This is a genomic window from Paraburkholderia sp. SIMBA_054 (assembly GCF_046534875.1).
Classification (GTDB): domain Bacteria; phylum Pseudomonadota; class Gammaproteobacteria; order Burkholderiales; family Burkholderiaceae; genus Paraburkholderia; species Paraburkholderia hospita.
Window position 1 is genome coordinate 100854 of the sequence record NZ_JAWRXV010000027.1, and the last position, 13137, is coordinate 113990.

General features: G+C 61.4%; 17 protein-coding genes and 1 tRNA gene. 17 read left to right on the forward strand and 1 reads right to left on the reverse strand.

Annotated elements, in window-relative coordinates; genetic code table 11:
- The first annotated feature begins 42 nt into the window (after positions 1 to 42).
- From hisA to tatC, 9 genes are all read left to right on the forward strand, one after another.
- Positions 43 to 795 carry a 1-(5-phosphoribosyl)-5-[(5-phosphoribosylamino)methylideneamino]imidazole-4-carboxamide isomerase gene (gene hisA / locus SB822_RS29615; RefSeq protein WP_007731840.1) on the forward strand — a complete coding sequence of 251 codons (753 nt, stop codon included), beginning with the start codon at positions 43 to 45 and terminating at the stop codon, positions 793 to 795.
- A gap of 147 nt (positions 796 to 942) precedes the next feature.
- Positions 943 to 1716, forward strand: a complete 774-nt coding sequence (gene hisF, locus SB822_RS29620) for an imidazole glycerol phosphate synthase subunit HisF (RefSeq protein WP_007731839.1) — start codon at positions 943 to 945, stop codon at positions 1714 to 1716.
- Between the two features lies 1 nt (position 1717).
- A complete protein-coding gene (gene hisI / locus SB822_RS29625) occupies positions 1718 to 2125 on the forward strand; it encodes a phosphoribosyl-AMP cyclohydrolase (RefSeq protein ID WP_007731838.1) in 408 nt (135 codons plus the stop codon).
- Entirely contained in the window at positions 2122 to 2496 is a 375-nt protein-coding gene (locus SB822_RS29630) for a phosphoribosyl-ATP diphosphatase (protein ID WP_007731837.1), read from the forward strand. The genes hisI and SB822_RS29630 overlap by 4 nt, the downstream gene beginning before the upstream one ends.
- Positions 2497 to 2611: 115 nt before the next feature.
- Positions 2612 to 3007: a DUF4870 family protein gene (locus SB822_RS29635; protein WP_007731836.1), complete on the forward strand. Its 396-nt coding sequence runs from the start codon at positions 2612 to 2614 to the stop codon at positions 3005 to 3007.
- 43 nt (positions 3008 to 3050) lie between these two features.
- Positions 3051 to 3416, forward strand: coding sequence for a histidine triad nucleotide-binding protein (locus SB822_RS29640; RefSeq protein WP_007731835.1), 366 nt, complete (start codon positions 3051 to 3053; stop codon positions 3414 to 3416).
- Positions 3417 to 3732: 316 nt separating this feature from the next.
- Positions 3733 to 3969: a Sec-independent protein translocase subunit TatA gene (gene tatA, locus SB822_RS29645; RefSeq protein WP_007731834.1), complete on the forward strand. Its 237-nt coding sequence runs from the start codon at positions 3733 to 3735 to the stop codon at positions 3967 to 3969.
- 56 nt (positions 3970 to 4025) lie between these two features.
- Complete coding sequence (tatB, locus tag SB822_RS29650) at positions 4026 to 4574, forward strand: Sec-independent protein translocase protein TatB (RefSeq protein ID WP_007731833.1); 549 nt, start codon at positions 4026 to 4028, stop codon at positions 4572 to 4574.
- A gap of 42 nt (positions 4575 to 4616) precedes the next feature.
- Positions 4617 to 5396, forward strand: a complete 780-nt coding sequence (gene tatC / locus SB822_RS29655) for a twin-arginine translocase subunit TatC (RefSeq protein ID WP_007731831.1) — start codon at positions 4617 to 4619, stop codon at positions 5394 to 5396.
- Positions 5397 to 5499: 103 nt separating this feature from the next.
- On the opposite strand, the gene SB822_RS29660 is transcribed toward tatC, so the two are convergent.
- Positions 5500 to 6708 (reverse strand): Do family serine endopeptidase, encoded by a 1209-nt coding sequence (locus tag SB822_RS29660; protein ID WP_007731819.1) that lies wholly within the window; start codon positions 6706 to 6708, stop codon positions 5500 to 5502.
- Positions 6709 to 6727: 19 nt separating this feature from the next.
- Between SB822_RS29660 and SB822_RS29665 the strand changes: the two genes are divergently transcribed.
- The 8 genes from SB822_RS29665 to SB822_RS29700 all read left to right on the forward strand — a co-directional run bounded on the left by SB822_RS29665 (position 6728) and on the right by SB822_RS29700 (position 13135).
- Positions 6728 to 7474, forward strand: coding sequence for a Nif3-like dinuclear metal center hexameric protein (locus SB822_RS29665; protein ID WP_007731817.1), 747 nt, complete (start codon positions 6728 to 6730; stop codon positions 7472 to 7474).
- A gap of 219 nt (positions 7475 to 7693) precedes the next feature.
- Positions 7694 to 8311, forward strand: a complete 618-nt coding sequence (gene petA, locus SB822_RS29670; protein WP_009771328.1) for a ubiquinol-cytochrome c reductase iron-sulfur subunit — start codon at positions 7694 to 7696, stop codon at positions 8309 to 8311.
- Positions 8311 to 9693, forward strand: coding sequence for a cytochrome b (locus tag SB822_RS29675; protein WP_410856232.1), 1383 nt, complete (start codon positions 8311 to 8313; stop codon positions 9691 to 9693). The genes petA and SB822_RS29675 overlap by 1 nt, the downstream gene beginning before the upstream one ends.
- A 23-nt stretch (positions 9694 to 9716) precedes the next feature.
- Positions 9717 to 10472 (forward strand): cytochrome c1, encoded by a 756-nt coding sequence (locus SB822_RS29680; RefSeq protein ID WP_410856233.1) that lies wholly within the window; start codon positions 9717 to 9719, stop codon positions 10470 to 10472.
- A gap of 95 nt (positions 10473 to 10567) precedes the next feature.
- Entirely contained in the window at positions 10568 to 11179 is a 612-nt protein-coding gene (locus tag SB822_RS29685; protein ID WP_006052302.1) for a glutathione S-transferase N-terminal domain-containing protein, read from the forward strand.
- A gap of 75 nt (positions 11180 to 11254) precedes the next feature.
- On the forward strand, positions 11255 to 11737 hold the full coding sequence (locus SB822_RS29690) for a ClpXP protease specificity-enhancing factor (protein ID WP_007731804.1): 483 nt from the start codon (positions 11255 to 11257) through the stop codon (positions 11735 to 11737).
- A 26-nt stretch (positions 11738 to 11763) separates the two neighbouring features.
- Positions 11764 to 11839 (forward strand) — tRNA-Thr (locus SB822_RS29695).
- 150 nt (positions 11840 to 11989) lie between these two features.
- Positions 11990 to 13135: a methyltransferase gene (locus SB822_RS29700; protein WP_007731802.1), complete on the forward strand. Its 1146-nt coding sequence runs from the start codon at positions 11990 to 11992 to the stop codon at positions 13133 to 13135.
- The last annotated feature ends 2 nt before the right edge of the window (positions 13136 to 13137 follow it).

Below are 13137 nucleotides of genomic sequence, written 5' to 3' on the forward strand. Positions count from 1 at the left end.
CAGCCGATCTTCAACTTTTCTCCCTGACAACACCCGATTGCTATGCTGCTGATCCCCGCCATCGACCTGAAAGACGGTCAGTGTGTACGCCTCAAACAGGGCGATATGGACCAGGCGACGATTTTCCACGAGGAACCGGCGGTGATGGCCCGACATTGGGTCGACCGCGGCGCGCGGCGCCTGCACCTCGTCGACCTGAACGGCGCATTCGCCGGCAAGCCGAAGAACGAAGACGCGATTCGCGCGATCATCGAAGAAGTCGGCGGCGAGATTCCCGTGCAACTGGGCGGCGGCATCCGCGACCTGAACACGATCGAACGCTATCTGGACGACGGCCTCGAGTACGTGATCATCGGCACGGCGGCCGTGAAGAACCCTGGCTTCCTGCTCGAAGCGTGCACGGCGTTCGGCGGGCATATCATCGTCGGCCTCGATGCGAAAGACGGCAAGGTCGCCACCGACGGCTGGAGCAAGCTGACGGGCCACGAAGTGGTGGACCTCGCGCGCAAGTTCGAGGACTACGGCTGCGAGTCGATCATCTACACGGACATCGGCCGCGACGGCATGCTTCAGGGCATCAATATCGAAGCGACGGTGCGCCTCGCGCGCGCGGTGAAGATTCCCGTGATCGCGAGCGGCGGCCTGTCGAACATGGGCGATATCGACGCGCTGTGCGAAGTGGAAGCCGAAGGCATCGAAGGCGTGATCTGCGGCCGCGCGATCTATTCGGGCGACCTGGACTTTGCCGCGGCGCAGACGCACGCGGACCGCTTGCGCGAATCGGACGACGCCTGAGCGCCGGGTCGTCTGCGCATCGTGCGCGCCTGAGGCATCGTTCACAGGCACGCAGAGCGTCCGGCATGCCGGCCTTGCGCCGTTCCCCGCGCTTTGAAGCACGGCGAGCGGCATCACCAGCGGTACTGGCAAGAACAGAGCAAGATCATGGCTTTAGCTAAACGCATCATTCCCTGTCTGGACGTCACGGCTGGCCGCGTGGTCAAGGGCGTCAACTTCGTCGAGTTGCGCGACGCGGGAGACCCCGTCGAAATCGCGCGCCGCTACGACGAGCAGGGCGCGGACGAACTCACGTTCCTCGATATCACCGCCACGTCAGACCAGCGCGACCTGATTCTACCGATCATCGAAGCGGTGGCTTCGCAGGTGTTCATTCCGCTGACCGTCGGCGGCGGCGTGCGCGCCGTCGAAGACGTGCGGCGTCTGCTGAACGCGGGCGCGGACAAGGTCAGCATGAATTCGTCGGCGGTGGCGAATCCGCAGCTCGTACGCGATTCGACCGATAAATACGGCTCGCAGTGCATCGTCGTCGCGATCGACGCGAAGCGCGTGTCGGCCGATGGCGAAACGCCGCGCTGGGAAGTCTTCACGCATGGCGGCCGCAAGAATACGGGCCTCGATGCCGTCCAATGGGCGCGCAAGATGGCCGAACTGGGCGCGGGCGAGATCCTGCTGACCAGCATGGACCGCGACGGCACGAAAAGCGGCTTCGACATTGCGCTGACGCGCGCCGTGTCGGACGCGGTGTCCATTCCCGTGATCGCGTCGGGCGGCGTCGGTTCGTTGCAGCATCTGGCCGACGGCATCAAGGATGGCCGCGCGGACGCCGTGCTGGCCGCGAGCATCTTCCACTATGGCGAGCACACGGTCGGCGAGTGCAAGCGCTTCATGGCCGATCAGGGCATTTCGGTGAGGTTGTAACGTGAATCCGTCTGAAGTCGGCTGGCTCGACAAGGTGAAGTGGGACGCGAACGGCCTCGTGCCCGTGATCGCGCAGGAAGCATCGACCAACGACGTGCTGATGTTCGCGTGGATGAACCGCGAAGCGCTGTCGAAGACGATCGAAACGGGCCGCGCCGTCTATTTTTCCCGCTCGCGCCAGCGCCTGTGGTTCAAGGGCGAAGAATCGGGCCACGTGCAGCGTGTGCATGAGGTGCGGCTCGATTGCGACGAAGACGTCGTGCTGCTGAAGGTCGAGCAGGTGTCGGGCATCGCCTGCCACACGGGCCGGCATTCGTGCTTTTTCCAGAAATTCGAAGGCTCGGTCGATGCCGGTAACTGGGTTGCCGTCGATCCCGTGCTGAAAGACCCCGAACACATCTACAAATGACGCAAAACACGCAATCGACGAACGATACGCTTCGGCGTCTCGCTGCCGTCATCGACAGCCGCAAGGGCGGCGATCCCGACGCTTCGTATGTGTCGCGCCTGTTCCACAAGGGCGACGACGCGGTGCTGAAGAAGATCGGTGAGGAAGCCACGGAAGTCGTGCTGGCCGCGAAGGACGTGCGCCTCGGCGCGGAGCGCAAGGCGCTCGTCGGTGAAGTAGCCGATCTATGGTTTCATTGCCTCGTGATGCTGTCGCACTTCGACCTGAATCCCGCCGACGTGCTCGCCGAACTCGAGCGTCGCGAAGGCTTGTCGGGCATCGAGGAAAAGGCATTGCGCAAGAGCCGCGATCGCGAGCAGAACGGCGACTGAGCCCGAGCAGGACATAGCCGCGCGCGCAAGCATGCGCGCGGCGAAACAAAGCGACGAGACACGTAGCACCGGCACAGCAACAGTATCCATTCGCACCCTCCAGGAGGACGCAAGCATGGAACAGTCGCACGGCGGTTATCCGCCACCGTCGTATCAGAGCGCAGTCGAAATCGACCGGCAGCGCAGCCTGCGCACGCTGACGCACATCATCTACGCGCTCTACGCCGTGTACTGGCTGACGGGCGGCATCTCGGTGCTGATCGCGATCATCATCAACTACATCAAGCGGCCAGAGACTATCGGCACGCCATACGAAGCGCATTTCGAGTGGCAGATCCGCACGTTCTGGATGGGGCTGATCGGGCATCTGATCGGCGTTGCGCTGTTCATCGTGCTGATCGGCGTGCCTATCCTGTGGGCTGTTGCGATTTGGACGTTGTACCGTATCATCAAAGGCTGGCTGTATCTGTACGACAACAAGCCGCTGACGAATCCGCGCGGCTGGTTCTGAGCAGCGCATCTGGCGCGCGCCGCGTTCGCCGTCCACCAAGACCATGAGCCACGATCCGAACTGCCTTTTCTGCAAGATCGCCGCAGGCGAAATCCCGTCGACGAAAGTCCACGAAGACGACGAGTTCGTCGCGTTCCGCGACATCCGTCCGGCGGCCGAAACGCATGTGCTCGTGATACCTCGCAAGCACATCGAGACGCTGTCGAACTGTACCGAGAGCGATTCGGCCCTGCTTGGTAAAATGTTGATATTGGTTGCACGTCTCGCCGACCAGCTGGGCGTTGCGTACAAGGGTGGGCAGACGGGTTTCCGCACGGTCATCAATACGGGACCTGGCGGTGGGCAGGAGGTTTATCACCTGCACGCGCATCTGCTGGCGGGACCGCGCCCGTGGTTGAGGATGGGCTGACGGCGGGTCAAACGCGCAGCGAAACAGGCGCGTTGGCGCACGTTCGGTACGGAGCCGATCGGCAAAGATTCGCCGCATCCGCTTTTTGACTACGCACAATGGCGGGCCCGGCATCGCGACGTCGTGACTTTATGTAGGGATGTAACGACAGCGACTCGCAGACATGTTCATAATGGGACCGAGGGCGCTGACGCAATAAAGCGGCGTCGGCGGTAGTTTTGCAGACGGGGTGCGTTCGTGAAGCGTGCTTCGATTCAGGCCGCAAGGCGCATAGTTGCCGTCGCCAGGCACGACGGTGGGGGTTAAGGAGATTCTTATGGGTTCGTTGAGTATTTGGCATTGGCTGATCGTTCTGCTGATCGTCGCACTGGTGTTCGGCACGAAGAAGCTGCGCAATATCGGCACTGATCTGGGCGGCGCGGTGAAGGGCTTCAAGGAAGGCATGAAGGACGGCGAAACGCCTGAAGGGCAGCAGCGCGACCAGCTCTCGCGCACGAACACCGTTGATGTCGACGCGAAGGAAAAGGCGCCGCATTCCGGCGATTCCCGCTAATCCGGCGCCAGCCGAAGCTTGCGCTGACACGCGCGCACTGACGGGAAGCCCTATCCATGCTGGACCTCGGTTTAACCAAGATGGCGTTGATCGGCGTGGTCGCGCTGGTCGTGCTCGGCCCTGAGCGCCTGCCGCGCGTGGCTCGCACGGCGGGCGCGCTGTTCGGCCGCGCGCAGCGCTATGTCAACGACGTGAAGGCCGAAGTCACGCGTGAGATCGAGCTCGACGAATTGCGTCGCATGAAGACCGAGTTCGAATCCGCGGCGCATAACGTCGAAAGCACGATTCACGACAACGTGCGCAAGCACGAAACGGAACTGAACGAAGCGTGGACGCAGGGCACGTCGGTGTCGCCGAGCATTGCGGGCGGCGAGACGGACAGCCTGATGACCGCGACCGACGGTTCCGCCGCGACAACGGACGGCACGTCCTGGCGCAGCACCGACGCTGCCGCGTCCAAACGCAAGAACTGGCGCGTGAAGCAGACGGCCACGCCGAACTGGTACAAGCGCGCGACGTTGCGGCGCACGCGCGTACAGTCGGGCGCCGCGCGCGTCGCACGGCATACGCCTGTCAGCATGCGTCGGCCGACACGTTTTTTCTGATCGTCCGATGTCCCGCGCATCAATCTCCTACCGAGGGCCGGCGTGAGCGACCCCCAAAATCAGAACGAAGGCACTGAAGAGACCTTCATCTCGCATCTCGTCGAACTGCGCGACCGCATCATCCGCGCGGGCATTTCGGTGATTGTCGTGTTCGTCGGGCTCGTCTACTGGGCGCCCGACATCTTCCGGCTGCTCGCGCGTCCGCTGATGAACAATCTGCCGAAGGACGGCAAGATGATCGTCACCGACGTCACCGGCTCGTTCTTCGTGCCGATGAAAGTGACGATGCTCGTCGCCTTCGTGATCGCCCTGCCGATCGTGCTGTACCAGATCTGGGCGTTCGTTGCGCCCGGGCTCTATCAGCACGAGAAGAAGCTGGTCGGTCCGCTCGTCGGAAGCAGCTATACGCTGTTTCTGTGCGGCATGGCGTTCGCGTATTTCGTCGTGTTTCCGACTATTTTCCGCGTGATGGCGCATTACAACGCGCCGCTCGGCGCGGAGATGACCACGGATATCGACAATTACCTGAGTTTCGTGCTGACGATGTTCCTCGCCTTTGGCGTGACGTTCGAAGTACCGATCGTCGTCGTGTTGCTCGTACGCATGAACATACTGACGATCAAGAAGCTCAAGGAGATCCGGCCGTACGTGATTGTCGGCGCGTTCGTCATTTCGGCCGTCGTGACACCGCCGGACGTGTTCTCGCAGCTGATTCTCGCGATCCCGCTGATCGTGCTGTACGAAGCGGGGATCATCGCGGCGCGGCTCTTCGTCAGCAAGCCGGTCGCCAGGGCTGAAAACGAGGGCGGGGCGGCAAGCTGAACGAACGCCGAGACGCGTCAAGAAAGCAAAAAAGGGCAGTGCTCCGTTGGAGACTGCCCTTTTTGTTTGACTTCGCTAACCGACCGGCCGACTGACCGATCGCTCAACCGCCATCGTCGTCATCGCCTTCGTCTGAAGGCTGTTTCGGCGGCGGCGGGCGCTTGCCGATCATCACGTTCAGATCCATTTCCTTGTTCTTGCGCACCAGATGCACCTTCGCGTCGGTGCCGGGCTTGATCTGCGCGATCACGTTCAGAAGGCGCGTGGTATCGGTGATGTCCTGGCCGTTGACCGACACCAGAATGTCGCCGGGCTTGATCCCCGCCTTGTCGGCGGGGCCGCCCTTGAGCACGCCCGCGACGATCGCGCCTGACTTCTGATCCAGCCCGAACGATTCCGCGATCTCCGGCGTCACGTCCTGCGGCTCGACGCCGATCCAGCCGCGCGTCACGGTGCCCGTCGTGATGATGCTCTCGAGCACGCTGCGCGCCGTCGAAACAGGAATCGCGAAACCGATACCGAGCGATCCGCCCGAGCGCGAGTAGATCGCTGTGTTGATGCCAAGCAGGTTACCGTTCACGTCGACGAGCGCGCCGCCCGAGTTGCCGGGATTAATCGGCGCGTCGGTCTGGATGAAGTTTTCGAACGTGTTGATGCCGAGGTGATTGCGGCCAAGCGCGCTGACGATACCCATCGTCACCGTCTGCCCGACGCCGAACGGATTGCCGATCGCGAGCACCACATCGCCGACGCGCGTCTGGTCCATGCGGCCGAGCGTGATGGTCGGCAGATTCGTCATGTTGACCTTCAGCACGGCGAGATCGGTCTCGGGATCGACGCCGATCACCTTCGCGTTCGTGGTGCGTCCGTCGGCGAGCGCGATTTCGATCTGATCGGCGCCGTCCACGACGTGCTGGTTCGTTAGAATGTAACCTTCCGAACTCACGATAACGCCCGAGCCGAGATTGGCCGCGGGTTGCTCTTGCTGCTTTTTGTTCTTGTCGCCGAAGAAGTAGCGGAACAGCGGATCTTTCGCGCGCGGGTCGGGCGGAAGCGAGCCGTCCTTGCTGGAAAACACGTTGACGACGGCGGGCATCGCCTTTTGCGCCGCGTCCGCGTAGGAATTCTGGGCATTGCTGCCGCTACCGATTCCGGGTGCCACCTCTCGGAGCGCGACGATCGGCTCGGCCAGTTGCTTGCCGAACTGCCCTTGACGCTGCAGCCACTGCGGTTTGAGGGTCGCAATGATGAACATCAGCGCCAGCAGCACGGTCACCGCCTGGGCGAAGAACAGCCAAAAGCGTCTGAGCATCTGAAAATTAGAGGGTGATATGGATCGGATCGAACTCGAATTGTACTTGAACAATCTCCTTGAAACTTCGCGGTTCAAGGACTATTGCCCCAATGGTCTGCAGGTCGAAGGGCGGCGCAAGGTCGAGAAAATCGCGACGGGCGTGACGGCGTCGCTGGCCTTTCTGGAAGCCGCGCTGGAGTGGGGCGCGGACGCCGTGCTGGTCCATCACGGCTACTTCTGGCGCAACGAGGCGCCGCAGATCACCGGCCGCAAATATCAGCGGCTCAAGGCGCTGCTCGCAAATGACCTGAATCTGTTCGCTTTTCATCTGCCACTCGACGATCATCCTGTGTACGGCAACAACGCGCAGCTCGGCGCGAAGTTCGGTCTGATCGCTGACGGCCGTTTCGGCGAAAACGACATTGGCTGGATGAGCACGCTGCCGATGCCGATCACGCTCGCGCACTTCACCGCGGAGGTTGAGCAGACCCTCGGCCGCACGCCGCTCGTGTTCGGCGACCCCGACAAGAATTTGCGCCGCGTCGCGTGGTGCACGGGCGCGGCGCAGGGCTATTTCGACGCAGCGATCGACGCCGGGGCGGACGTCTATCTGACGGGGGAAATCTCGGAGCCGATCGTGCACACGGCGGCGGAAAGCGGTGTAGCGTTCATCTCGGCCGGTCATCACGCAACCGAGCGTTACGGCGTGCAGGCGCTGGGCGCGCATCTGTCCGAGCAGTTCGAGCTGGAGCACCTTTTTATCGATATTCATAATCCAGTTTGAATGCCGGCCGGATTAGGCGAAGAAAAGGATTGAAAAACGGAGGAAATGCTTAATAAAAGCCGTAAAAATGTTTGCGATCCGTGCGGGGAAACCCTGATTTATCAATGACTTCGCACGGTTTTTGGCAATCGGCCCTTGTAAATGCCGACTCCATTCGAGCAAACTAGCGGCGGTAGACCCGACGTGAAGGAAAAATCCAACTCAGAAGTGGGGCGTGTGATGCGAGACAAGGAAGATGAACGCGTCGATGGCGGCCGCCGTAGCTGGCTGATTGCGACGACCGTAGCAGGTGGCATCGGAGGAGTCGCCACTGTCGTACCCTTTGTTAGTTCATTTGCACCATCCGAAAAAGCCAAAGCGGCGGGAGCCCCCGTCGAAGTCGATATCTCCAACCTCAAGCCAGGCGACATGATGACGGTCGCATGGCGTGGCAAGCCTGTCTGGATCATCAATCGCACTGACAAGCAGTTGGCCGACGTCCAGAAGGCCGACAAGGAAGTCGCCGATCCCGAAAGCAAGAACCCGTTTTCGATGCCCGAGCCGGACTACACCAAGAACGAGTTCCGCTCGCGCGCCGACCACAAGAATCTTTTCGTTGCCGTCGCGGTGTGCACCCATCTGGGCTGCACGCCGACTCCACGCTTCCAGGAAGGCGCGCAGCCCAATCTTCCCGATGACTGGCCGGGTGGCTTTCTCTGTCCCTGCCACGGCTCGACCTATGACATGGCCGGCCGTGTCTTCAAGAACAAACCTGCGCCGCAAAACCTCGACATCCCGCCTTACATGATCACCGGCAACACGCTCGTGATCGGCAAGGACGAGAAAGGAGAAGCGTAATGGCGACGACCGAAAAAGAGGTAGAAACAACGGGACTCACGGGCTGGATCGATCGCCGCTTTCCGATGACGGCGACCTGGAAAGCTCACGTCTCCGAGTACTACGCGCCGAAGAACTTCAACTTCTGGTACTTCTTCGGCTCGCTGGCGCTGCTGGTACTGGTCAACCAGATCGTCACCGGCATCTTCCTGACGATGGACTACAAGCCCGATTCGATGCTCGCGTTCGCATCGGTCGAGTACATCATGCGCGAGGTGCCGTGGGGCTGGCTGATCCGCTACATGCACTCCACGGGCGCGTCGATGTTCTTCGTCGTCGTGTATCTGCATATGTTCCGCGGGCTGCTGTACGGCTCGTATCGCAAGCCGCGCGAACTGGTGTGGATCTTCGGCTGTGCGATTTTCCTGTGCCTGATGGCCGAGGCGTTCTTCGGCTACCTGCTGCCGTGGGGCCAGATGTCGTACTGGGGCGCGCAGGTGATCGTGAACCTGTTTTCGGCGATTCCGTTCATCGGTCCGGACCTGTCGCTTTGGATTCGCGGCGATTACGTCGTGTCCGACGTCACGCTGAACCGCTTCTTCGCGTTTCACGTGATCGCGATTCCGCTGGTGCTGCTCGGGCTGGTGTTCGTGCACATCGTCGCGCTGCATGAAGTGGGATCGAACAACCCGGACGGCATCGAGATCAAGGCGAAGAAAGACGCGAACGGCATTCCGCTGGATGGCATTCCGTTCCACCCGTACTACTCGGTGCACGACTTCATGGGCGTGTGCATCTTCCTGATGGTGTTCGCGGCGATCATCTTCTTCGCGCCGGAAATGGGCGGCTATTTCCTCGAATCGAACAACTTCGTCCCGGCCAATCCGCTGCAAACGCCGCCGGAAATCGCGCCTGTCTGGTACTTCACCGCGTTCTACGCGATGCTGCGCGCCACCACCGACCCGTTCAAGATCGTGCTGATGATCGTGATCGGTCTGCTCGGGCTGTTCGCGCTGATCCGCGCGCGCGGCAAGTGGAAGCTCGGCCTGCCCGTGCTCGCGATTCTGGTGATCCTCGCGATGGCGTTCACGGAGTCCAAGTTCTGGGGCGTCGTGGTGATGGGCAGCGCGGTGGTGTCGCTGTTCTTCCTGCCGTGGCTCGACCGGTCGCCGGTGAAATCGATCCGCTACCGGCCGTTTTTCCACAAGGTGTTTTACGGGATCTTCGTCTTGGCCTTCCTGACGCTGGCGTTCCTCGGAACCAAGCCACCGTCGGCAGCCTCGACGCTGATCGCACAGATCTGCGCGCTGATCTATTTCGCGTTTTTCCTCGGCATGCCGTTCTGGACGCCGCTTGGGCATTTCAAGCAGCCGCCCGAACGAGTGCGGTTCAAACCCCACTAACCGCGAGCCAGGAGAAAACGGAAATGAGAAAACTGCTTTCGACGCTCGCGCTGCTCGGTGCAACCGTGCTGGCGCTATCCGCAGCGTCCGTTCGTGCGGAAGGCGAATTCCCGCTCGACCGTGCGCCCGACAACGCGGACAATATTGCTTCGTTGCAGCACGGCGCCAAATTGTTTGTAAACTACTGCCTGAATTGCCATAGTGCGAACCTGATGCGGTACAGCCGATTGCAGGATATCGGTATTTCGCAGAAGGAAATTGAAAAAAACCTGCTGTTCACGACAGATAAAGTCGGTAACACGATGACGGTTGCGATGCGACCCGACGACGCGAAAGCGTGGTTCGGCGCGCTGCCGCCGGATCTGTCGGTGGAAGCGCGGGCAAGAAACCGCGACTGGCTGTATACGTATTTGCGCAGCTTCTACCGCGATGACACACGGCCGACCGGCTGGAACAATATCGTGTACGAGAACGTGAGCATGCCTCACGTGCTGTGGCAGCTTCAGGGGCAAAGAACGGCGAAGTTCGAAGACAAAATCGACGAACACACGAAGGAAAGGGTCAAGAAATTCATGGGATACCAGCAGGTCACGCCGGGGACGATGTCGCCGGTAGATTATGATTCTGCTGTGGCCGACCTCGTGTCGTACCTGTCATGGATGTCCGAACCGACGCAGAAGACCCGTCGCCAGCTTGGCGTGTGGGTCCTGCTGTTCCTCGGCGTTCTGAGCTTTTTCGCCTGGCGACTGAACGCCGCGTACTGGAAAGATATCAAATAGTCACGCCGTAACTGGTGTGGGGCCGGCGCAAGGGAAGACCTGCAGGACGGTTTTCCCGCTCGCTGGCCCTTTAAGTTTTTTGAGGAAACGCAAACATGATGGTTCTGTATTCCGGCACTACTTGCCCGTTCTCCCAGCGCTGCCGGCTGGTGTTGTTCGAAAAGGGCATGGACTTCGAAATCCGCGACGTCGACCTGTTCAACAAACCGGAAGACATCGCCGTGATGAATCCGTATGGTCAGGTGCCGATCCTCGTCGAACGGGATCTGATCCTGTACGAATCGAACATCATCAACGAGTACATCGACGAGCGCTTCCCGCATCCGCAACTGATGCCCGCCGATCCCGTCCAGCGTGCTCGCGCACGTCTGTTCCTGCTCAATTTCGAGAAGGAGCTGTTCGTCCACGTCGGCACGCTGGAGAACGAGAAGGGCAAGGCCGCCGAGAAGAACCACGAAAAGGCACGCCTGGCTATTCGCGACCGCCTGACGCAGCTCGCACCGATCTTCCTGAAGAACAAGTACATGCTCGGCGAAGAATTCTCGATGCTCGACGTCGCGATCGCGCCGCTCCTGTGGCGTCTGGATCACTACGGCATCGAACTGTCGAAGAACGCTGCGCCGCTGATGAAGTACGCCGAACGTATTTTCAGCCGTCCGGCCTATATCGAAGCGCTGACGCCGTCGGAAAAGGTGATGCGCCGCTGAGTTTGAGATTGGCTTCGGGTGTGGCGCGCGGCGTTCCATTGCGGTTCGCGCGTCTGCCCGGCAAAAGGACAGTTGATGCAAGAGATTTCCACGAAACCGTACCTGCTGCGCGCGCTGTACGAATGGTGTACCGATAACGGCTATACGCCGCATATCGCGGTGCGTGTCGACAACCAGACGCGTGTGCCGCGCCAGTTCGTGCGCGACAACGAGATCGTGTTGAACATCAGCTTCGAGGCGACGAGCCAGCTGCAGATGGGCAACGAGTGGATCGAGTTCAACGCGCGGTTCTCGGGCAAGTCGCACAAGATCGAGGTGCCCGTTGCAAACGTGCTCGCCATTTACGCGCGCGAGAACGGGCAGGGCATGGCGTTCCCGGTCGAGTCGGCGGGCGGCGAGGCGACGGATTCCGAGGACGAAGAAGCCGTGATCGCCGAAGCGCCGGAAGCCGCGCCACAGGCTGCTGCGGAAAAAGTCAGCGAAGCCGATGAAGAGCCGCGACCCGACGACGATGGAACAAAAGGCGGCGGAAGAGGTCACCTCAAAGTCGTGAAATGAAGTAGAATCGCGGTCTCAAGTCTCACGCCGGCTTAGCTCATCAGGTAGAGCGCTTGACTTGTAATCATGAGGTGGCGGGTTCGAGTCCTGCAGCCGGCACCAGTATCAAAAAAACGGGTTACACGGGCATACCGTGTAACCCGTTTTTCTTTGGTCCACTCCACTGTCTCCCGTTCAGTCGTCCTCAAAAGTCTCATCCCTCCGAAACGGACACGATGTCGACGAGGCCCAACGGTTCAATACAATACGGACATGACCAATTTCCCCACCCTGACCTGGCCCGAAGCCGACGGCCCGCAATCCGCTCGTTGGCGCTCGGAAGCCGCCGTTCCGCCCGCGAAGCGCGTCGTCATCGCTGACGACCGCACGACAGCCGACGCCGCCTATCGCCTCGCCTGCGAAGGCACCGCGCTGCTGTGGCGCGGCGATTTCCAGAACGCGCGTCAGTTGCTGCAAGCGATGACCCGCCGACTCGAACGCAAGCCGCGCAAACAGGTTGCCGAAACCCCGCTGGACGCCTTCAACCTGCATCGGCAAGCGCAGTCGCAGCGCGCGCGCACGCTCGGCATGCTGCTGATTCCGCTCGAAGGCGACTACACGATCCCATTGCGCCGCGCGCCGAACGTCCAGCAGGCATGCGAGGAAGTCTACGGCCCGCCCGCGCAGGAGCCTTCAGTGGTGTCGCTGCGCGAGCTGCTCGGCCTGATCGGCGCGCATGAGTGGCGCAAGAAGGGCGTCGAAATTCCCGCGCTCGCCGAGCGCATCCATCCGTACTACGGCGTGTTTTCGCCCGTGCGCGGCGAGTATGTCGATCTGGTCGCGCGAACGCCGCTGCCATCGCAGCAAAAGGCGTTCGATATCGGCGCCGGCACGGGCGTGCTGTCGGCGGTTCTTGCGAAGCGGGGCGTCAAGCGGATCGTCGCAACCGATCAGGACCCGCGCGCGCTCGCGTGTGCGAGAGAGAATCTCACGCGGCTCGGCTACGACAGTCAGGTCGAGCTGATCGCAGCCGATCTGTTTCCCGAAGGGCGCGCGCCGCTCGTCGTCTGCAATCCGCCGTGGGTGCCGGCGCGTCCGGCGTCGCCGATCGAAAGCGCCGTGTACGACTACGAAAGCCGCATGCTGCTCGGTTTTCTGAACGGACTCGCCGATCATCTTTCACCGGGCGGCGAGGGCTGGCTGATTCTGTCGGACTTCGCGGAACATCTGGGCATGCGCACGCGCGACTGGCTGCTGGCTGCGATCGACAATGCGGGTCTGGTCGTCGCCGGACGCGAGGACATCAAGCCGCGTCATCCGAAAGCGACGGACGCCGCCGACCCGCTGCACGCCGCGCGCAAGGCCGAAGTCACGTCGCTGTGGCGGCTCAAGCCCAAGAGAAGCGCAACGAAGCCGTGACC